Source organism: Lysinibacillus sp. OL1 (assembly GCF_004332175.1).
Classification (GTDB): domain Bacteria; phylum Bacillota; class Bacilli; order Bacillales_A; family Planococcaceae; genus Lysinibacillus; species Lysinibacillus capsici.
Window position 1 is genome coordinate 246,054 of the sequence record NZ_SJDS01000007.1, and the last position, 20,214, is coordinate 266,267.

General features: G+C 36.5%; 32 protein-coding genes and 1 tRNA gene. 27 read left to right on the forward strand and 6 right to left on the reverse strand.

Going from position 1 to position 20,214, the window contains the following annotated elements:
* Positions 1-15 precede the first annotated feature (15 nt).
* On the forward strand, positions 16-177 hold the full coding sequence (locus EW028_RS14600; protein WP_083225372.1) for a DUF2639 domain-containing protein: 162 nt from the start codon (positions 16-18) through the stop codon (positions 175-177).
* A 59-nt stretch (positions 178-236) separates the two neighbouring features.
* Positions 237-935, forward strand: a complete 699-nt coding sequence (locus EW028_RS14605) for a YqjF family protein (RefSeq protein ID WP_131521392.1) — start codon at positions 237-239, stop codon at positions 933-935.
* Here EW028_RS14605 and EW028_RS14610 read toward each other — a convergent pair.
* A complete protein-coding gene (locus EW028_RS14610) occupies positions 932-1,582 on the reverse strand; it encodes a hypothetical protein (RefSeq protein ID WP_131521393.1) in 651 nt (216 codons plus the stop codon). The two genes, EW028_RS14605 and EW028_RS14610, sit on opposite strands and share 4 nt — an antisense overlap.
* A gap of 93 nt (positions 1,583-1,675) precedes the next feature.
* Positions 1,676-2,422 (reverse strand): SDR family NAD(P)-dependent oxidoreductase, encoded by a 747-nt coding sequence (locus EW028_RS14615; protein WP_131521394.1) that lies wholly within the window; start codon positions 2,420-2,422, stop codon positions 1,676-1,678.
* Positions 2,423-2,643: 221 nt separating this feature from the next.
* Here EW028_RS14615 and EW028_RS14620 point away from each other — a divergent pair.
* Positions 2,644-2,717, forward strand: a tRNA-Arg gene (locus tag EW028_RS14620).
* A 94-nt stretch (positions 2,718-2,811) separates the two neighbouring features.
* Here the strand turns inward: EW028_RS14620 and EW028_RS14625 are convergent.
* From EW028_RS14625 to EW028_RS25995, 3 genes are all read right to left on the reverse strand, one after another.
* A complete protein-coding gene (locus EW028_RS14625) occupies positions 2,812-3,987 on the reverse strand; it encodes a tyrosine-type recombinase/integrase (RefSeq protein WP_131521395.1) in 1,176 nt (391 codons plus the stop codon).
* A gap of 1 nt (position 3,988) precedes the next feature.
* Positions 3,989-4,477: an ImmA/IrrE family metallo-endopeptidase gene (locus EW028_RS14630; RefSeq protein WP_131521396.1), complete on the reverse strand. Its 489-nt coding sequence runs from the start codon at positions 4,475-4,477 to the stop codon at positions 3,989-3,991.
* A gap of 106 nt (positions 4,478-4,583) precedes the next feature.
* Positions 4,584-4,982: a helix-turn-helix domain-containing protein gene (locus EW028_RS25995; protein ID WP_131521397.1), complete on the reverse strand. Its 399-nt coding sequence runs from the start codon at positions 4,980-4,982 to the stop codon at positions 4,584-4,586.
* Positions 4,983-5,135: 153 nt separating this feature from the next.
* Between EW028_RS25995 and EW028_RS14640 the strand changes: the two genes are divergently transcribed.
* The 16 genes from EW028_RS14640 (at position 5,136) to EW028_RS14715 (ending at position 14,536) form a co-directional block, all read left to right on the forward strand.
* A complete protein-coding gene (locus tag EW028_RS14640; protein ID WP_131521398.1) occupies positions 5,136-5,384 on the forward strand; it encodes a helix-turn-helix transcriptional regulator in 249 nt (82 codons plus the stop codon).
* Positions 5,385-5,411: 27 nt separating this feature from the next.
* The gene (locus EW028_RS14645) at positions 5,412-5,618 is read left to right on the forward strand and encodes a hypothetical protein (RefSeq protein WP_131521399.1); all 207 of its coding nucleotides are present in this window, start codon (positions 5,412-5,414) and stop codon (positions 5,616-5,618) included.
* Between the two features lie 293 nt (positions 5,619-5,911).
* Positions 5,912-6,697 carry a phage regulatory protein/antirepressor Ant gene (locus tag EW028_RS14650; protein ID WP_227744958.1) on the forward strand — a complete coding sequence of 262 codons (786 nt, stop codon included), beginning with the start codon at positions 5,912-5,914 and terminating at the stop codon, positions 6,695-6,697.
* A gap of 11 nt (positions 6,698-6,708) precedes the next feature.
* A complete protein-coding gene (locus EW028_RS14655; protein WP_131521401.1) occupies positions 6,709-7,647 on the forward strand; it encodes a PDDEXK family nuclease in 939 nt (312 codons plus the stop codon).
* Positions 7,648-7,687: 40 nt separating this feature from the next.
* The gene (locus tag EW028_RS14660; RefSeq protein ID WP_131521402.1) at positions 7,688-8,044 is read left to right on the forward strand and encodes a hypothetical protein; all 357 of its coding nucleotides are present in this window, start codon (positions 7,688-7,690) and stop codon (positions 8,042-8,044) included.
* A 174-nt stretch (positions 8,045-8,218) separates the two neighbouring features.
* On the forward strand, positions 8,219-8,737 hold the full coding sequence (locus EW028_RS14665; RefSeq protein ID WP_103118608.1) for a helix-turn-helix domain-containing protein: 519 nt from the start codon (positions 8,219-8,221) through the stop codon (positions 8,735-8,737).
* A 523-nt stretch (positions 8,738-9,260) separates the two neighbouring features.
* Positions 9,261-9,491, forward strand: a complete 231-nt coding sequence (locus EW028_RS25335) for a YqaI family protein (RefSeq protein ID WP_193767389.1) — start codon at positions 9,261-9,263, stop codon at positions 9,489-9,491.
* A gap of 68 nt (positions 9,492-9,559) precedes the next feature.
* A complete protein-coding gene (locus tag EW028_RS14675; protein WP_131521404.1) occupies positions 9,560-10,489 on the forward strand; it encodes a YqaJ viral recombinase family nuclease in 930 nt (309 codons plus the stop codon).
* A 2-nt stretch (positions 10,490-10,491) separates the two neighbouring features.
* Positions 10,492-11,295, forward strand: a complete 804-nt coding sequence (gene recT, locus EW028_RS14680; RefSeq protein ID WP_131521405.1) for a recombination protein RecT — start codon at positions 10,492-10,494, stop codon at positions 11,293-11,295.
* A gap of 175 nt (positions 11,296-11,470) precedes the next feature.
* The gene (locus EW028_RS14685) at positions 11,471-11,674 is read left to right on the forward strand and encodes a helix-turn-helix domain-containing protein (RefSeq protein ID WP_131521406.1); all 204 of its coding nucleotides are present in this window, start codon (positions 11,471-11,473) and stop codon (positions 11,672-11,674) included.
* Between the two features lie 78 nt (positions 11,675-11,752).
* Positions 11,753-11,980 carry a hypothetical protein gene (locus tag EW028_RS14690; RefSeq protein WP_131521407.1) on the forward strand — a complete coding sequence of 76 codons (228 nt, stop codon included), beginning with the start codon at positions 11,753-11,755 and terminating at the stop codon, positions 11,978-11,980.
* Between the two features lie 15 nt (positions 11,981-11,995).
* Entirely contained in the window at positions 11,996-12,787 is a 792-nt protein-coding gene (locus EW028_RS14695) for a DnaD domain protein (protein ID WP_131521408.1), read from the forward strand.
* On the forward strand, positions 12,723-13,562 hold the full coding sequence (locus tag EW028_RS14700; protein ID WP_131521425.1) for a DnaA ATPase domain-containing protein: 840 nt from the start codon (positions 12,723-12,725) through the stop codon (positions 13,560-13,562). The genes EW028_RS14695 and EW028_RS14700 overlap by 65 nt, the downstream gene beginning before the upstream one ends.
* Positions 13,563-13,594: 32 nt before the next feature.
* Positions 13,595-13,885: a hypothetical protein gene (locus EW028_RS14705; RefSeq protein WP_131521409.1), complete on the forward strand. Its 291-nt coding sequence runs from the start codon at positions 13,595-13,597 to the stop codon at positions 13,883-13,885.
* Complete coding sequence (locus tag EW028_RS14710; protein WP_193767390.1) at positions 13,882-14,355, forward strand: hypothetical protein; 474 nt, start codon at positions 13,882-13,884, stop codon at positions 14,353-14,355. Before EW028_RS14705 ends, EW028_RS14710 begins: the two co-directional genes overlap by 4 nt.
* Positions 14,348-14,536 carry a hypothetical protein gene (locus tag EW028_RS14715; RefSeq protein ID WP_131521411.1) on the forward strand — a complete coding sequence of 63 codons (189 nt, stop codon included), beginning with the start codon at positions 14,348-14,350 and terminating at the stop codon, positions 14,534-14,536. The genes EW028_RS14710 and EW028_RS14715 overlap by 8 nt, the downstream gene beginning before the upstream one ends.
* 218 nt (positions 14,537-14,754) lie before the next feature.
* Here EW028_RS14715 and EW028_RS14720 read toward each other — a convergent pair whose 3' ends face one another.
* Complete coding sequence (locus EW028_RS14720; protein ID WP_131521412.1) at positions 14,755-15,225, reverse strand: hypothetical protein; 471 nt, start codon at positions 15,223-15,225, stop codon at positions 14,755-14,757.
* Positions 15,226-15,505: 280 nt separating this feature from the next.
* On the opposite strand from EW028_RS14720, the gene EW028_RS14725 reads away from it, so the two are divergent.
* From EW028_RS14725 to EW028_RS14760, 8 genes are all read left to right on the forward strand, one after another.
* Positions 15,506-15,922, forward strand: coding sequence for a RusA family crossover junction endodeoxyribonuclease (locus tag EW028_RS14725; RefSeq protein ID WP_131521413.1), 417 nt, complete (start codon positions 15,506-15,508; stop codon positions 15,920-15,922).
* Positions 15,907-16,218 carry a hypothetical protein gene (locus EW028_RS14730; RefSeq protein WP_131521414.1) on the forward strand — a complete coding sequence of 104 codons (312 nt, stop codon included), beginning with the start codon at positions 15,907-15,909 and terminating at the stop codon, positions 16,216-16,218. Before EW028_RS14725 ends, EW028_RS14730 begins: the two co-directional genes overlap by 16 nt.
* Positions 16,219-16,249: 31 nt before the next feature.
* A complete protein-coding gene (locus EW028_RS14735; RefSeq protein ID WP_131521415.1) occupies positions 16,250-16,474 on the forward strand; it encodes a hypothetical protein in 225 nt (74 codons plus the stop codon).
* A 59-nt stretch (positions 16,475-16,533) separates the two neighbouring features.
* Positions 16,534-17,244: a hypothetical protein gene (locus EW028_RS14740; protein WP_131521416.1), complete on the forward strand. Its 711-nt coding sequence runs from the start codon at positions 16,534-16,536 to the stop codon at positions 17,242-17,244.
* A gap of 60 nt (positions 17,245-17,304) precedes the next feature.
* The gene (locus EW028_RS14745; protein ID WP_131521417.1) at positions 17,305-17,697 is read left to right on the forward strand and encodes a DUF3797 domain-containing protein; all 393 of its coding nucleotides are present in this window, start codon (positions 17,305-17,307) and stop codon (positions 17,695-17,697) included.
* Between the two features lie 35 nt (positions 17,698-17,732).
* Positions 17,733-18,116: a hypothetical protein gene (locus tag EW028_RS25670; protein ID WP_227744959.1), complete on the forward strand. Its 384-nt coding sequence runs from the start codon at positions 17,733-17,735 to the stop codon at positions 18,114-18,116.
* Positions 18,109-18,441, forward strand: a complete 333-nt coding sequence (locus EW028_RS14755; protein ID WP_131521418.1) for a hypothetical protein — start codon at positions 18,109-18,111, stop codon at positions 18,439-18,441. Before EW028_RS25670 ends, EW028_RS14755 begins: the two co-directional genes overlap by 8 nt.
* Positions 18,442-18,815: 374 nt before the next feature.
* Positions 18,816-19,250, forward strand: coding sequence for a helix-turn-helix domain-containing protein (locus EW028_RS14760; RefSeq protein WP_131521419.1), 435 nt, complete (start codon positions 18,816-18,818; stop codon positions 19,248-19,250).
* Positions 19,251-20,214 lie beyond the last annotated feature (964 nt).

The window sequence follows — 20,214 nt, forward strand, 5'->3', positions numbered from 1 at the left end:
AGGAGAATAGGGTTGGTGCATAAGTATTCAAAGGGTTGGTTTGTCAAAGTTTTACGTGCTCATGGAATTATGGTTCATCCTCAATTTAAAAGTCATTTAGGCTTATATAAAGAATCTGAATTACGAAACTTATATTATCGTTATGTCGAAATAGAGTCTGCTGACCAAAATCAATAGATCGTTTGTTTGAAGAACTCCTTTCTAGGAAAAACTAGTGATTAGAAAGGAGTTTTACGATGTGGATGATGACTCAAACATGGCAAGATGTTCTATTTTTACATTGGCCGATAGCCCCTCAAGAACTCGAAAAACATGTACCTAAAGAACTGAAGCTCGATCTCTTTGAACAAAATGCCTGGCTTAGTGCTGTCCTTTTTAAAGTTTATCGACATCGGCTACGCTTTTTACCACCTCTTCCTGGGATGAATACCTATTTACAATTGAATGTCCGAACATATGTGGAGTATAACGGCATGAAAGGCATTTATTTTTTTCATTTAGATGTGACGAATAATTTCTTATCAAAAATTACGGCAATAGGTAGCTTGCCATATCGCCATTCCAACATCCTAGTAAAACAAAGAGGGAATCACTATTCATATACAAGCCATTACAAAGCATGTGACGAAAGATTGAGGGTTATTTATACTATAGGAGACAAGACCAATACTAATTTTGACCGATGGATTGTAGAGCGCTACCATTCATGGGCGAAATGGAAGGATACACTTTTTCGCATTGATATTCACCACTCCCCGTGGGAATTAAAAAGAGCCAACGTAACGATTGAAAGCAATACATTAGCCTCTTTTATGAAGGGGAAACTTCAGGGCATGCAGCCTCGTGCTCATTATGCTAAAAACAAAACGGCGAGAGTTTTTCCTCCAGTAGTTGAGCATAAAATGATCATAAATCCATCAAGATTTTTGCATTAAAAGAGGTAGCAAAATTGCATAACGATGGCGCTGGCAATCATATCCGACATCGCAAGTGCCTCTGCTTCAATTTCATCAAATACCTCTACATCTGCCTGATAATCTTTTTGTATCATCGTGACAGCTTCATTTTTCGTTAAAGCTAAATGCGTATAAAACATTTTTTGTACGGCCTCTCTAGTTAGGTATGGATTGATTGTATGCAAAAAGAAAGCAATATCATCTGCATTACGATACCATTCCCTCTCTTTAGCTTCCGCTGTGGTAGCGTCACCTTTCGCAGCAGCTGTCACTAATTGAGCCGCAATTACCAGATGCTCTTTAATTAAAGCTGCATAACGATCCGCCACGGAGTCACCATAAAAGGGGCGTAAACAATTCCCTAAATCGGTTGCATTGCGTAGCAAACGCTGCTGCACAAAGGGTAAATCAGGCAAATTAAACACAATGCTAATAATAGTCATCCGTGTCCAATTCACATGCTCCATCCAAAGTAAGCGGTTCATAGCCATAAAGTCTGCTTCGCCTTTACTAATACAGCGTCGGTAATCATTTGACTGTAAAATGTGACGAATCGGAGCCGTATACTGCGTATAGGGAGCATGATACAGCTGACTTAATGAAAAACCATTTGAATAGGGGTACAAGGCTTCACTCCTTCTTGTTCTTTCTCCTACAGTAGCATACTCTAAGGAATCTCGGAGTATGAAGAACAAGAAAGAAAAGAAGAGACGACAAAATTACGCTTCATACATCATTTTCTTCGTCATGCCACCATCAACTGTAAGATTAATACCTGTCACAAAGTTATTGATCGGGTTTGTTAAATAGAGACAAGCCTGTGCAATATCCTCAGGCAGACCAACCCTTCCTGACAAATGCTGCGCATGGTCGATTGGCCGTAGTGCCTCGTAATCACCTGTTTCAATCCACCCAGGGGAAATACAATTCACTGTAATTTGATCTGGCCCTAAAGATCGCGCTAAAGCATGTGTTAACGCGATGATACCACCCTTTGTAGCCGCATAAGCTTCTGAATGAGGCTCTGACATTTCAGCTCGCGTTGAGGCCAGCGAAACAATGGAACCACCCTTTGCATTATGCCGCATCACTTTTGCAGCCTCTCTGGCACAGAAAAAGGTACCCGTTAAATTCGTCTGCAACAAATCCTGCCACTCATCAAACGTTACCTCATAGGGAGATTGATGCTGGAACTTCCCAGCATTATTAATTAAAATATGAATGGTTCCATATTGCTCAACAGCTCGCTGCATCAAATGAATGATATCCTGTTCCTTTGTCACATCCGTTGGCACAAATAATGCAGAGTAGCCTTGAGCAAGCATATCCTGTTCTAACTGTTGACCTAAGCCTGCCTTCAAATCAGCAATCACCACTTTTGCACCTTGTTGTGCATATGCAAGCGTAATACCCTTACCAATCCCTTGTGCACCACCTGTGACCATAACGACTAAATCTTTAAACATCCACAAACCTCCTACTTTTTTATCGCCAATAGTGTAGCAAATATTTTGCTATCCGTCCTGTTAAGAGGGTGAAGAAATGGTATAATGGACGCTGTAGCAACATATGATAAAAAATATGAGGCAAACCTTGCCTGCATAGTAAAATTAATGTTGACATTATGCTATAAAGTACATATAATAAATATTGTCCTTCCTATGGAATACATAAGAAACGACATCATGTCTCAGTAGCTCAGCTGGATAGAGCAACGGCCTTCTAAGCCGTCGGTCGGGGGTTCGAATCCCTCCTGGGACGTCAAGTAAAGCCTTACAGCCACAACGGTTGTAGGGCTTTTTATTTTTATACATAAATGTATAATTCACTAAATGGTGCCCAAGAGGTGCCCAAATCAGTCTTTTTCATCGAAAAGTTTATCAAAATGAGAACTAGCTCGTTGATCTGTTTCTTGTAAAAGATGTCCGTAAGTATTCATTGTAGTTGTGATATTAGAATGACCTAATCTCGACTGAATAACTTTAGGATGTTCACCAGCATGAATTAATAGGGTGGCCGAAGTATGTCTTAAATCGTGAAAACGAATTCTAGGCAAATCTGGATTCCTTTTCATAAAACGATCCCACCACTGACTTATTGAATCTGGACGATAAGGTTTACCAAACTCATTTGAGAAAAGAAAAATATGTCCTTCCCATTCTCGCTCGTCATCAGCTTCTTCTAATTGATATTTTTTTACTGCAGCAAGTGTAACTAAATCATTCATGATATTTGAAGGGATAGTCACAACTCGTTTTCTTTTACCTTTCGTCTCTTTTACAATGATTCCTTCTCCAGTTAAATTAACTAAAGCTTGTTCAATTAATAAGGTATTGTTTTCTATGTTTAAGTGTTTTTCTTCGATGGCTACTAGTTCACCTTGTCGAGCAGCGCTTACTACAGCCAGTTCAACTAACAATCGTTTTTCAGCAGTCTCTCTATTATTTAATCGCTCAAACAACAATTTAACTTGTCCCTCATTGTAGGCTTTTCCTTCTTCATATTTGAGTTTGGGTAGTTTTATATTTTTACATGGACTTTCTTCGATTAAATTCCATTCAACAGCTACATTCATAATACTAGCGAATGCTTTGTATATGTTATGGATGGTTGAGGGGGCCAGTTCACTTTCATCACCATCTAATCTACGTTTTTTCTTTTGTAAGTCACCGATAAAGAATACTACATCCACTTTTTTTATATCCTTTAATTTCATATGCCCGAAAATAGGGAGGATGCGCTTTTCTAAATGTGTACAGTTATCGTGAAACGACCGTGCACTATAATGTTGTTTTGCATAATTTTCTTTCCATCTAGGAAAAAGATTGTTTAGAGTAATAGAATCAATATCACTAAAATAGACATCTTTATTTTGCTTCATTTCTTCTTCAAACAGTATGAGTAGACGCATTGCTTCTTTCTCGTTTTTAGCTTCTACATTTTTTGTCTTACGAATCCGACGATTACCACGATACCCTAAATCAGCGATAAGTTTAAATTTGTTCTTACTAATTTTCTGTACATATCCCATGTTAATAACTCCTTTCAACTAGATTACAATTCTTAAAAAAATGATTGTTAAAGTAATGATTGAGTCTCTTTTCAGCGAAGTCATATTCAACTTTGAAAAGTAGACAAATTTTAATAATCGCCAATTCTTCATCTATAGGAAGTCTAATTTTATTTAACATAAAAGTAGGAACACAAGCTTGCAAAGCAAAATTATTCGCTTTCCATTCCTGGTACTCTACAAATAAAGGGTGAGTTTTTGTTTGATTGCCAGAATGCGAGATTACATGGCCTAATTCATGGCAAAATTCTTGCCATTGTTCTTGCTTAGATAATCTTGAATCTATAATTATTATATTGTCGTAACTTACTGAATCTATTGGTAAGTAAATTACTGTGAAGCCAAGCTTCGGGCCAATTATCCGCGGATCTAAGTGGGAAGGTTTAGTTACCCCAATACTAGTGTATAAATCGCGAACGTAATCTTCTAAATGAGTATAAACAAACGTCATAACATCCCTCTTTTACAAACATATGTTCTTTTGATGTTAACAAAAAAATTCACCAGTGGAAAGGCGAATTTTTAAATGTCTGGAAAGTCTACATAAGAATGTAAAATCACTTCTTATTTTCTTGTTGCTTTTTCCATACCTCGTAATAAACTTCGAATTGCTCTAAAGCATCAAGCAAATTTTCGGGTTGGTTTTTGAAAAACAAATTCTCTCTAGTTAAGAAGAAATTAATAACTTCTTTTTGATATGCACTTAAATTGTTATAGTCATCGTCCGAGATACCAGCTTGTTTATGTAAAGCTTCTTTATTCTCTGTTCTACCAAGAAGATAGTCAGTTGAGACATTATAATAATCAGCAATTTTTTCTAGTATTTCATAATCGGGATTTCTTTTACCTTGTTCATAAGCAGTATAAGCTGGTCTTGTAATGCCTAGTATGTCAGCTATATCTTGTTGTGTTTTGTTATTAGATTTACGTAGATATTTCAAGCGTACACCTAGCATAATTTCACCTCGCGTTTCTAAGCATAATTATATGTAACAATTTGTTACTAATCCAATAAAAAATAAAAATGTAACAAAACGATACAAAATGTGTTGACAATGTAACGAAGTGATACTATATTATAGTTAAGTAATACGAAAGGCGGTGAGCAAATGAAAAACCGAACTTGGTTAAAAGCAAAACGCTTAGATAAAAAAATGACTCACGATGATGTTGCGAAAGCATCTGGAATTGAACGAGCTTACTATACCATGATTGAACAAGGTAAACGTAGACCTTCAGTACATGTAGCTAAATCTATATCTGAGGTATTAGATTTTGATTGGGTACTTTTTTTTGATGATGAATGTAACGATATGTTACAAAATCACTCATCTAATCTCATTAATGTAGCAATTTGATACAAAAATAAAAAAAGAGGTTTCATCATGAATCGATTAGCGAACATTGAAAATGAATTGAAAAATCAACAGGACAAAATAATATTTTTAAAAAAAGAGATGGGTGAGCATTACGCTTTGTTAGAAACACTTTTGCAAAATGCTATTTCCCAAACGAATTTACACCCAACTCTAGTTTTAGACTTTTTTATTCATCAAAGTCGAATTTATCAATTGGAACAAAAACATCTTTAATATCAACGGTGAAAAGAGCCTCACCTCTTTCTTCGTGATATTTTCGGAAATGATAGTTTACTTCCCATGTAGTACCCAGAGCGTTTTTTATCATCTCTGTCATTGTCTCGTCAATAGTACATGAACAATATGGGCAACCTAATGGGAGCTGTTTGGTGAAATCATTCCAAAATACTTGAAATGTATTTTCACAGTTTTTACACGTTATATCTGCTCTTGTAGCCATAAATTCCACCTCCAATCTACCAATAGTTTAGCAGATTGGAAAATTTTAAAAAATAGGAGGTTATATCATGAATCTAGTAATCATTCAAAATAGACAAGCTGTAACTACATCATTACAGGTAGCCCAAGACTTTGAAAAAGGGCACAATCATGTACTTCGTGATATTGATGCATTAAGGGAGGGTGTCCAAAATTGGACAGACCTATTTAAAGAAGGTGTTTATAAACATCCACAAAACAAACAGCAATATCGCATGTTTTATATGAACCGAGATGGTTTTACTTTATTAGCAATGGGCTTCAACGGAAGCAAAGCGCTAGACTTCAAATTGAAATACATTCAAGCATTCAACGAAATGGAACGTCAACTAACGCAACCGCAATTACCAACTAATTACAAAGAAGCCTTACTGGCGTTAGTCAAAGAAGTTGAAAAGAACGAACAACTTGAAATCGAAAAGCAAATGTATCAGCAACAAGTAGCTGATATGCAACCAATCGTAACTTACGTTGACGAAGTACTGAAATGTACTGATTTACTTCTAACTTCGCAGATTGCAGAGGATTACGGAATGAGTGCATACGCACTAAATAAATTATTAAACGAGCATGGCATTCAATACAGCTTGAATAAACAATGGTTACTGTATAGCAAGTTCAAAGGTCAAGGCTACACAAAATCTGAAACGAAAGAATACAAAAAGCCAGATGGTTCCACTGGTGTAAGACTTCATACAAAGTGGACGCAAAAAGGGCGTTTATTCCTTTACGAAACTTTAAAAGCAAAAGGCATTTTACCAACGATGGAGCGAATGAAGTTAAAGCTCATTGAAGGTAATAAACAACTAGCATAGGAGGATTAAAAATGTCTAATGTAATCAACATTAAGTATTTAGCTGTAATAAATATGATGCACCCACATTATAAGAGTGAATATTTCAGAGTTTTTGGTAAAAAACAAAATTTTTCAACGTTCGTTTCATATTGCCATGCTTATGCAAAATATTTGCTCGTACAATCCAGTTTCGATGCTTATGAAATTTTCATTGATGCGTATAACGGAGTCGTTGTTCAAGATGAAGAATATAAGTTGCATCAAGAGAATCAAAAAGAAATCTTGTTTGGTCGTAATTATAAAAATTTATTAATCTGTGATGAAAGAATTCAAATTGAAAAAGAAAATTTCCGTTTCGAAAAGGATTTAGAAAACATGATTTTTAAAGATTTCATTGATTATTACGGTGACGAAAAAAGCATTAAAAGACAAGAATACTTAGGGTTCGGAAAATCTGATATTTCGATAAACGGCCAGTTCGCTTTAGAATTGAAAATCGGCAAAGCAAAGAGGAAGGACGTTTATCAAACATTTGAATATTCTTTTGACAAAAATATCAAAAGGGTTTGTTTAATTGCCAAAGAAATCAGTGACGACGTATTGAAAATAGCAGAAAAATTAAATGTTGATTGTTACAACTATTCATTCGTTAGAGAAGAAGAAACAAATTCTTATCCGATTGGCGTTTATTTCGAAAAAGTGACCAGATCAAACTCGAATCTTTTCGATGAGTATTTAGAAGATGTAGGAGGTGTAACTCTGTTCAGCTTCTATGATCCGCTGTTTGATTTCAACAAAGAGATGAAAAAATCGCTTGAAATAATAGAATCTGTTACAAGTCTAACTTCGGATTTGAATGAAAAAAGAATTGAAAAATTGTTAGTTATTTTAGAAGAAAACGGCATCGATACTTCAAAAGGTTTCCTACATGCTGCAAATGAGTATTTAAAAAAAGTTTCTAACGAATAAGATAGGCGCTATACCAGCGATTGAGATTGGAGGCGAAACTATGAATCTAACAATAGATGAACTAAAAGAAGCGTTACTAAACGCTGAATTAGCTGATTTGTTTAAAAAAGCATATAAGCAGGGTGTAGAGGATGGACGAGAGATAGAAAAAGCAAAATTCGAAAATTCTCTACCACCAAACTTAAAAAAAGAAGATGTAGCTAAAATATTCAACTGCGAATTACCAACAGTAGAAAAAATAATTCGAATGGATGGTTTTCCAAAATGTCTTGCGTTAAGTGCTCGTTATCCTCGGGACAAAGTGTTGGCATGGAAAAACAATAATGTGTCATACATGAACTCGCGTCTTGGTATTTACGTGAGTGAAAATGAAAGACTTAGATTATTAAGGGCATAGGAGAGGCCAGGGCAAATGGCCTCTATCAAACTACCAATCTAGTAGAAATCTAAGAGGTAGGGGCAAATCTACCTCTTAACCATTATTATACACAAATTATTGAAACTTGATGGTTGCAACCAAGTTAACTTTAACCTGAAATGTGACCTTAATTAAATAGAAAGGGTGGTAAATGTGAATGTTACTGAAAATACAGTTGGGGGAGTAATCAAGGAATTGAGAGGTGGCGAAACTCAATTGAGCCTAGGATTGGACATAGGGGTAGGAAGGGAACGTCTTTCTCGATATGAAAATGGCCGTGCGAAAGTGCCATCAGATATTAGTAGAACGTTGGTTAATCGATTCGATAATCCGAAGCTTGCTCTAGCAGTTCAGCATGAGTATACAGGAACAGGACCTATTTACTTGAACGGCCCAAACGTAGACCTCCATCGTTGTAGTGTGCGTGAGAAAACAATAGAAGAACTCCAAGAAGCCTTGGATGCCATAACTAGTACAAGCTTAGCCAAACCAAGCGATGCAATCGAGCATTATGAGCGGAAAAACATTATGGACATGATCGAAGAGGCAGTGGAGGCAGCTACAGCACTAGCGAACTTTATCGCAGTAACAACCGAGCACCTTGGTATCAGTTACACAGGTGTATGGATGGACCATTACAAATATCTTCAAAAGGTAGGATTTATCAAATGAATATAGATGAACAAATTGAGCGTGAAATCAGATGTATCGATGATCTAACGGCTGTAATCAACCTACACGTAAAAGCAGGTCGTATCAACATAGCAAAACAACTAGAATGAGACCTACATAATTCATTGGATCAACTAGAGAAACTTCATAAGCGAAAAGAGTTATGGGCAACGGTTGCTGATTTAAACCAGCGAGGAATACTTGTACAGGTGGTGAAGAAACTTGCGCATCAAGCCTAGAGCGTGGCGACACATGACGTTAAAACAGAGGTTAATATATGTACATTTCTTTTGTGATAAGAGGGTGTTAGTGAGGCTAAATGAATACAAAAAAGCTGCTTAATCTGAGCGAAAGATTAAACAGCTATGACAACTTATACAAATCAATTATATCACAAAATCAGACGTTTGCGAGAGTTATCTCGCCCTCGTCAAGCAGTTTACAGAACCGTCTCCCCGGTATGCTTTGCCACTGTAAGTTGCTTGATGGGATGCCATCAATACATAGGAAAGAAGGTGAGCATATGCGACAACTTATAGAAGTTGAAAATCCAATGGTGTTGGGAATGATTGAAGCCGTAAATAGAATACCTACATTTAGGTATATCGAGACAGAATTTCGTGATCATTACGGTAGTTTAATAGTTTTCAATGATGACTACATGGAGTTTCCGAATGGAGATATCGTTCATTTAGACAACATCCATACGTATTTAGAGGATAACTATAATGCGAAATTTTACACAAAAAAATAAACCACTACTCGTAATAGTGGCTTAGAAAAACAATTATTAATCAGATTTTAGCATAGGAGGGCAAGGGAATGGAAGCAGTTTCTACTTTAGAAATGGATCGCATTGAATGGCTACAACTCCGTAAGAGTGGTATTGGCGGTTCGGATGCATCGGCAATCTTAGGTTTCAACAGATACAAATCAGCGTTTCAACTATATATAGAAAAAACATCTGAATTTGTTGAGGAATCAGATAGTGAGGCTGCATACTGGGGCAACGTTCTTGAGGATGTGGTAGCTAAGGAGTTCGCAAGACGAACTGGTAAGAAAATTCGAAAGATCAATAGAATGCTACGTCATCCTAAGCACTATTTTATGACTGCCAATCTAGACAGGGATGTAGTTGGAGAGAAAGCATTTTTGGAATGTAAGACAGCGAGCGAGTACCTAAAAGATAGTTGGAATGGCGAGGATGTGCCAGCAGCATACCTTTGTCAGTTACAACATTACCTAGCAGTCACTGGCTACGAAAAAGCATACATCGCTGTATTAATAGGTGGTAACAAGTTCGTTTGGAAAGAAGTAGCTAGGGATGATGAATTTATTGAATTGATGATCCAACATGAGAAAGCGTTTTGGGAGAATCACGTACTAGCTAATGTTCCACCAGCTATTGATGGAAGTTCATCGGCATCAGAATTACTAGCCAAGATGTACCCACAGGATGATGGTTCAGCCATTATGTTGGACGAGCAATCGAATACGTTAATTGAAGCTATCGAATCATTAAAAGTCGAAGAGAAGCAACTCGAAATGCAACGCAAAGAGTATGAGAATCAACTCAAAATGATGCTTGGAGAGTCTGCAGAAGGGCATTCGGATCGCTTTAAAGTAACTTATAAAACTATTGCTTCAAGTCGTTTGGATAGCAAGCGATTGAAAGAAGAACAGCCAGCAATTTATGAAAAATATATCAAAGAATCGTTATCAAGACGCTTATCAATTAAGGAGGCTAACTAACAATGGCAACTACAACTGATCTAAAAGCTCAAATGCAACAGGCACCTGCTACACAACAAAAACCAAAAACAATAGATGATTATCTTAAACAGATGGCACCAGCAATGGCGCAGGCCTTACCAAAACACATGGATGTAGATCGTTTAATGCGATTAGCAATGACGACAATCCGTACAACACCAGCACTTAAAGATGCGGATGTTTCTAGTTTACTAGGAGCTGTTATGCAAGCAGCGCAACTAGGATTAGAGCCGGGTTTAATGGGCCACTGCTACTTACTACCTTTCAAAAATAACAAAAAGGGCATTACAGAGGTTCAATTTATTATCGGTTACAAAGGGATGATTGATCTTGCTAGACGAAGTGGTCATATCCAATCGATTTACGCTCATGCCGTATACCAGAAAGACGAATTTGAGTATGAGCTAGGGTTAGACCCTAAGTTAAAGCACAAGCCTTGTATGGATGAAGATAAAGGCAATTTTGTTGGTGCCTATGCGGTCGCTCATTTTAAGGATGGGGGTTATCAATTTGAGTTCATGTCAAAAGCCGAAATTGAGAAGCGCAAAGGTCGTTCGAAGGCTGCTAATTCCACGTATTCACCGTGGGCTACAGACTACGAGGAAATGGCGAAAAAGACCGTTGTACGACACATGTGGAAGTACCTACCGATTAGTGTGGAGATGCAGCAACAAGTAGCTTATGACGAGGGTACAGCACCAAAACGTGAAATGAAAGACATCACACCAGAAACGGAATTTTTCGTTGATGCACCCGAAATTGAAGTGGAAGTAGTGAATGAATAACGTACCCCACAAAGTCCTTCTGCCTGCTTGGATATTCCAACAGGCGAAGGATAACGATGAAATAAGGCGCTTGGTGCTGCAATACATGCAACGTTACCCCAACTATAGGGTGCTCAAAGTGAGTGGTAGTTTCGCCATTTGTGATAGGCAAGACGGATTGCTTTAGGAGGTAACTATGATCAAATTACGTTTCAGGATATGGTGTGCTGCACGCAATTTAAAAGCTAGTGATGTTCATCGGATGACTGGTATCGCATATCCAACATTAAGAGATTTATATTATGGTCGTTCGAAAAGTATAAAAATCAGTGATTTAGATACTTTATGTACAGTTTTAAAATGTGATATCAGCGATATTATACAGCACGAAAAAGCTTAAATAGCAGTAGCAAGGGCAACCGGCAAGATGATTTATATTCCTTAAAGTTTGAATATTGAAAATATGGAGGGTTGAAGTATGAACAAATCCTTGAAATTAAAACTAGAACTAATTCGAAAAGAAATCATTAGTGAAATTATCGCTCGAAAAGCTAATCAACAACTTGATACAAATACAGCTTTTAAATTTATTCAAGAAATCAATAATGCGACTTATAAAGAGCTTCAAACTCTAGCAGTAGAATCTGTGATTCACAATAAAAAGGTCAGTGATTTATTTATCGATGGCACACCACTGCCATTCTAGGAGGGGCGAGGGCAAATGGGCATCATCCGAGTAGCTAAGAACAGCAACTATGTAGTGATGAATAGAACGGCATTGACCGATAACCGGCTATCTTGGAAAGCTAAAGGCATAATGGCATACATGCTTTCAATGCCAGATGATTGGGTGTTTTATATGGACGAGCTAATGACACACTCAACAGACGGTAAAGCATCATTCAGAGCTGGTTTCAATGAGTTAAAGACGTGTGGCTACATCGAACGAAAACCTATTCGTGAAGGGCAAAGAATTAAAGAATGGGAAACGATCGTTCATGAAGTACCTATAAATTCTCTACTTACCGATTTTCAAGAAGTAGAAAAGCAAGAAGTTGAAAACCAAGAAGTAGGTTTTCAAGAAGTAGAAAATCGAACACTACTAAGTACTGATATTAACCAAGTATTGAATAAACCAAATACTGATAATAACCAAGTACTGACAGAGAGAGAAGAGAGTCAGTCGGTCAATCCGTTCTTGGAGATTAAAAATTGTTTTGATTCAACAATCCGAATCAGTAACTTTACGGATCATCGAAAGATGGACAAGCTTCTTGATTTATATCCTGACCACTTACTAATTGTTGAGGCGATTAAGCTTACTGCTGATTTAGGTAAATCAAGTATCGAGTATATCGAAGGGATACTTCGTAACTGGTCCTTAGAAAAAGGAGTTAATTCATACGCAGATTGGCAGGTGAAGATTGATGGAAAGAATGGGCGACAGAATGGCAGCAGTACTGGAGGAACTACGAGCACGAAGCCAATTGTGTTCGGAGACTACAGTAGTTGAGGAACCTAATTACAACTGTCCTAAATGTAAGGACGAAGGTGGTTATATGGTTCGTAAGAAAGCTGGAGAAACAACGCTATTACAAAATGGAACAGAAGTTATTTTGCAGTACGACACAGAAGAATGGCAGAAATGCGAATGCTCTAAAATACGTCAACTTAATCGTTTGATCAAATCTAGTGCCATTACAGAAGAATTTCAGAAAATGAGTTTTAAAAACTTCTCGACGGAGGGTGTGCATCCAAAGGTTGCTGAAATGAAAAGCAAGGCCAATCAGTACTATGCAGCATTTGATCAGATTAAAGGATACCGACAGAACAGCATCATGCTAATTGGACAACCTGGTTGTGGCAAAACACATTTGTTAACAGCTATCTCTAATTATTTGATTCATACAAAGCAAGTGCCGGTTCTCTATTTTCCTTACAAGGATGGCATGAACAATCTGGCTGCTAACAATTTCGAACGTAAAAACGAAATCATGGACCGTATGAAGGAAATTGATGTCTTGTTCATTGATGATCTGTTCAAGCCGATTGGTGGAAAGGTTGATGTGAAGCCGTGGCAAGCTGAATCAATCTTTGAAGTGGTCAATTATCGTTACCTAAACAATAAACCGTTGCTTATATCAAGCGAGTTGTCATTAGATGACATGCTCTACATCGACGAGGCATTAACAAGCAGGCTGTTTGAAATGGCACAGGATTTCACGGTAACGATTCCAAAGGACATGAAGGTGAACTACCGATTACGTAAGGTTTTTGAAAACAAGTGAGGGGCAACAGCCCCTTGATGGAGGGTGAAGGGATGCACATTATTGAAACAAAGGTTAAAGAAACAATCAGAGTAATTCATAACAATTTAGATGCAATGCACGAAAACATCGAATCTTTAAAACGAACTGGTTGGTCTGGAAACACACGACATAGCATAGTCGACATTCCATTAGTAACAGAAGATATAGGTAATGTATGGGACGTGGAAGAGTTCGTATCAAGGCATCCAGAAGTTGAGGTGCAGTACCCAAATGAAAATGATTATTTCCATACAAGACCATACATTTATGTGACAGAACATGAGCGTGAGGTGATTGAGTGATGAATCAAGAACAGTTGAATGCCATTAAAGAACGTGTGGCGAAGGCTACGTTGGGACCGTGGGAAAGTGAAGAAACAGCAGAAGGACATATCGATATATTCAATCCTAATGAGGATTACGCAGTTTGCCAAACAGGTAACGAAACTTACGATTGTTTGAATGATGGTGATACAGAGTTTATTAAACATGCAATTACAGATGTGCCAGTGCTTGTTGCAGAGGTTGAAAGGTTGCAAAAAAGACTAGAACAAACTGAAAAATGCTATGAAATTATGGAAAAAGCTACGTTTAAAGCTAGTGAAATGTTAAAGGAAACTAAAAATGAAAATGAACGGCTTCGCGAAACGCTTTGTTTTTATGGTGATTTAAGTAAATACGTAATTATAGCTCACATGAATAAAGAAACTGATTTAGCAGTTGATTTAGGCGAAAAGGCACGTCAAGCACTTGGTGGTGTAGCTCATGAATGAACAATTTTTAATAGACCAAATCGTGATGTATTTAGGCACATTTCAACGCTTTGGAGGCAAGCATAACGAATCCATGGCATATAACCGTTTGGAGCAATTGAGAGTCATGGTAGGGCTGAAAGATGCTGATGAGGCTACGGATTATCTCATCATGAAAATGGAAGGGGCGATGGCTGCATGAGTAAATTAAAAAGGTGTAAAGCATGTGAAGAAACATTTACATGGAATGAGGATGTAGATGTAATTCTTGTAAATGAAGAAAGGTAATTTAATAGAATAGCCCACCGCCTTAAGGTGATAAGTTTCTCTTAAGAAAGGTGGACGGAGTACATCTAATAAGATTTTGAAAGAGAAATAAAGAAACAAGATTTTATAGTTACTACTGATTAGTATAACAAATTATAGAAGGAATGAAAGTAAGTCATAATAGAACCAAAAAGCAATTCTTATCAAAATCCCACCTGCTAATGGTACAAAAAGAGGCACCAAAACCAAGAAAAATAAATAATCTACTCTTTCAATATAAAAACTTTTGTATCTCAATAAAAAACGCAAAGAGTGATAACCACTTATCAATAATAATGTAAAGACAAAAAATGAAAAGACTTCTAATTCATTTTCCTTAAAGTATTCTGAAAAAAGTGCTATATGAGAATAGATACTTGATATATATAATCCTGTTGGAATAACAGCATATGCAGTTATTCGACTTAAATCATATATGGTACCACCGATATTCTTTGCAATGTTTTTTACTGGCCTTATTTCTTTTTCAGTAACCTTTTCAGTAATTAAATTATAGACACTACTAATAATTAACAAAGGTATAAACATAAAAGCTCCTACAACAATAGGAAAAATAGGTCCCATTTTTTATCTCCTAGTTATCTATAAATTAGAAAGGATAATTTTTCATCTGTTTCATAATAATAGAATATTGTTTTCTGAAAAATAGTATAACAACTTTCTCCTTTAACGTAAATAATAATCCAAACTAATTAAAATGGGTGTTGAAGTAGCAGTACCAACAGGTAAATAACAAGCTGAATTATGAGGATTTTTGAATTGTAACTAAAATACATGCTGCTGGTAGAACCGCATTAGGTTGTTTTATCAGCAGACTTCTGAGAGTGCTGACAGGAGGGCAAACATGAACGTACTCACATTTGAAATACCTGGAGATGTGCAGGCACAACAAAGACCACGAGTAACAAGAAATGGTACATTCGATCCAAAAGAATCCAAAGACTATAAATCATTCGTGAGACTAGTAGCTGCAGAGCATGCACCAGAATCACTAATTACAGAGGATATAAAGCTAACTATCGATGTTTATCGTAAGATGCCAAAAGCTATCAGCAATAGCAAGAAAAAGCTACAGCAGGCGTTAAATGGTGAGTTGCGACCAACAACTAAACCAGACATCGACAATCTGGCAAAAGGCATTAAAGACGGTCTAAGCAAGGTTATATGGCGTGATGACAGCCAAGTGACAGAGTTAGTTGCTCGTAAGTGGTATTCGGATAATCCGAGGGCAGAGGTGACGATTGAATGGCACCAAAAGTAGAGAATCGATACATCTTATTTTCACAGGAAGAACATGAAATGGTGCAACTGGATTTCACACATGCACAGATCGAAAAATTCATTGGTATGTGGGAAGCTGATTTCTCTCTTAATCTGATTTATCGCAAGTTGAACATTCATAAGGTCAGTGCTGCTCTTATAGTTATGGATTTGGAGCTACTAGGTGTAATCAAACCAAGAAAGCATGGATTAATAGGAAAACAGCTGGATGGAGATTATGATGATTGGTTTGAGGAGTTTAAAAAGAATAAAGAGCCAGTGTTGAGTAATAGTTGAAAAAGAGAATGCGAAATAGGGTGAATCTAATATGGTACGATACCTTGTTTATCAAAGTTATATGACACCCCCAAAAATAAGAGGCGAATTACCAGATATCATATCCGAATATATCGCTAATGATTCTGACATTAGATGGCATTATACATTCACAAGGAATATTGAAAACGCCTATATCTTTGATGATTTTGAGATTGATGTTGCAAAAGAAATTGCAGAACTTTGGAACATGAAATTAAAGCAATTAGAGGTGTAATTGAAAGATATTGTGCAGTAAAAGAAACTAATTTTTGAGTAAATGAGGTGAGTTTATCAATGAAAGAATCAGACTTATTTGAACCATTAAAACAGTTTTTATCTAATGAAATGAATTGTGAAAAAGTGTTTGCTGAGGTAGTAGATTTAGATGTAGTCGGCAAGCATGGAAATGTGTACATTGGCATTGAAATGAAAACGACACTTAATTTTAAAGTAATTGAACAAGCAGAAAGACGTAAACATTTAGTCGATTATATGTTCATTTTAGTTCCAAAGCCGAAACACTATCACGCTCAATTAATCCTAGATTGGTTGAAGCACTTAGAAATAGGTTTAATTTATTTCGATGAAAAAGCGTACCGCAACAAAGTGTCTATTTATTTTTGGGGCAAGCGTCAGCGAAGTGCTAAACGGTTTAAAATTGCTGATTATATCGATGAAGAACTAGACGTTTTAAATGTTGGTGGCGTTAAAGGTGGCGAATCAATTACACCATATAAAAACACTATAGACAAAATAAAACATGCATTATACATGAATAAAGACGGTTTAACGATTGAAGAAGTACTTTTAAAGGTGCAAACGCATTATGCAGCACCAAAGCCGTCAGTGGTAGCAACCTTACAAGCAAAGTGGAATCAAAAGTGGTGTGAGGTTTTCGTAAAGGATAACGAACGTTATTTCAAAATGAAAGAAGATTATCGTGAGGAATATTGGAATGAATATATTGGATTATCGCGAGAGATACGAGCCTTGCGTAAGGCATAAATACTTCAAATTATTAAACAATCACAACAGAAACATATTGTTCAGAAGGGAAGAAAATAAATGGATATGAGAGATGCAATGGAATTAACAAAAAAATACTCAACTTGTCCAGAGTGTGGTAACGACAAGGTAGGAGGAGAACCATCACAAGGGGCTTTAATAATTGAAGATGACATCTTTACACGAAGTTGTAAATGTGGTTGGTCTGTAACTGTAGATCAAAGAATCAAACATGTAGCAACGTTAACACAGCGTAGAAGTGGAAAATTAGTAGGAGGTGTTTATGAAGTGCGTATACATGGTCGAAATGCTCATAAATACTTACCTTTGCTTGAACTTAAAGAAAAATCAGGTGTAAAGAGAATAGATCATAATTCAAAAATTGAGGCTTGGCTTAATAGCCCTGAAGGTCGCAAATGGGCTTTGGAAGTGCCAGCAGCAAGTGTTTACTAGAAAGAAAATGTGCAGTTTCAGGAAGGGGAAAAGGGATGCCGAAATTTAATTTAAAAGTCGTAAATGAACGTCTTGTTATAGATTTAAACAAAATGACAGAGGACTATTCAGAGTCCTATGGGTACGATGGTAAACCAAGTTATTACGATGTTGGCGAGCTTGCTACTGCGGTGGCATTCACAGAAGTTGAACTGACACAACAGCAATTAGATAAAATCATGGCTGAATATGAAAATGGCGGTGAGTGTGGCTGGTGCGGTGAAATAGCAACGGAATTAAGTGGGCCGCATTTAATGGATTTTGTACCAGGTGAAAAAATGTGTAAAAAATGTTGGGAACATGATCGTGAGATGTATTTAGGTTCAGTTGGTACAGATATTGGTGAATTTAAGCCAAGAGGGAGCGAGAGAAATGAATAAGCCAAAACACGCATTACACAATTTGAAAATAGGAGATATTATTCGATTTCCTAATGATGAATTTGACTATGTAGTACGCCATGTGGGATTACGTTTTGTTTTTGCTGGTTCTGATTGCGGTTGCGTATATACAGTGATTGATAAAAAGGATGAAATTTTAGCTTCAACAACAATGCTGTTTGAAGAATTAGCCAACTTTACTGTAGAAGGCAATGCACAAAAACTTGAAATACTCTTAACTAATGGTGATCGTGAGTTATCCAAACGTTATCGTGACACATTCAAGGAATTTAATTATTACAAAGGTAAAGTGATTCCAGCGTAGACTACTGCACAATATGAGGAAATAACGAAAAAAGTTTGGCGGGGATTTACCTACCAAACTTTAAGGATTAGTTAATTCGGGATTTTTTAAAATAAAATTTAGCTAGAATACCGATAACTAAAATTATCCAAATTAGCTTGTATGGTAAAACAAGTACATCCCATATAACTGAAATAATCTTAGCCATAATTTCTAATATTCCAATAATAAAATCGAACATAATTTATCTACTTCCTTTTTAACCAAATTATAGCATATTAGTAGTTTTAGAAAAGAAAAAGCCGCAGCGTCATCACACGCTACAGCTCGAATTGGTTTATGCCCTTTGATGGTGTTCACAACTCTAGTATATCACACCGTAGGAGGGCAAACCTATGAAACAAGGGCAAATTAAAGTTACAAAAGAGGATTTACTACAATGGATTGAGAATTATCGATGGATGGTTGAAACAATCGAGGAAGCAAGGCAGCCAGTAGCGAAAGCTGATATCAATAGCTACATTGGGGCAAAAACGGCTATGTATGGGATTGAGGCAACATTGCCAAAAGCTAGTGGAGGTACAAGTGATCCAGTTTATACAGAAGTACAGCGTCGTGTATATTCGTTAAATTATCGTATTAAGGAATATGAGCAAAAGATTGCAGAGGTTCAAAAACGTATTCCTCTTGTAACTGGAGACAGAGAGGTGGAAGTACTTCATAGATTGCTGGATGGTGATAGTATGCGTGCTATTGGTAAGCATATGAGATTATCTAGCACGACCATTTTTAGAGTGAGAAATAATATTTTAAGTCAGATGATGAAGTAGCCAATGGGCTACTTCTTTTTAATAACATTTATTCAAAAATCGGGGCCAGATTGTTGAATAACAATTAAGGTCACCAAAGGACGCTTTAGGAGCTTTTTTGTTAATGGTATAATATATTTAAAATTCCTTTATTAGGGTTGTTTGCGCGAGAGCTATACTGTCAATAGATTGTCTTGAAGGAGAAGTGATTTTAAATGAATAGACGAAAATTGTATTGGGTATTACTTGTTCCTAGTGTTCTTATATATATTGTAACTTTAATTTTATTGCCTGAAAGTAAAAAGAATTATTCTGTATTTTTAATTCTCTTATTTTGGATTGTTTATTATGGTGTTATTAAAATAAATGATTTGAAAAACAAACGAAGAAAATTATAGGACATTTAATTGAAAAACCGATCTTCCACAATCAGGCGCGATTGTGGAACGAAAGAAACAAATGAAACAGATGTAACAAAAGGAACAAATGTAAAACATGTAGCATGTTTTGTGAAATAAAAAATCCATTGTAAACTGGGAGGCAGGACGGCGCGGTAAGCTTTTCCTCTCTTGGTATTTATAAAAACCTAAATATTAGGGAAAGACAGACCGACGACCGACCCGCGCTTCGCAAACTTGTTCGGAGCATGACATACATGGCCGGCCCATATTTTTTAAGAGATTAGGTATCTTAATTAATATAAAAGGCTAATAAAAACTGAAGGAGTGGTTTATATGTGAACTTCGTCCACTTTCCATAGAATTCAGTCAAACTTACTAAAACAAACTTACTATAGCTTCAAAGTACACGGAAATGCACTATAAATCTAAAACACAATTACGAAATAACGTGGTACGCTCTACCACGAGTCGCAAGTGAGCTCTCGACAATAGGATTATCACAATAGGAAAAAGCCTTCATCAATGCGATGGGGCTTTTTATTATGTATTTGAAAGGAGAAAATAAATGAAATTCGGTCAAGCAA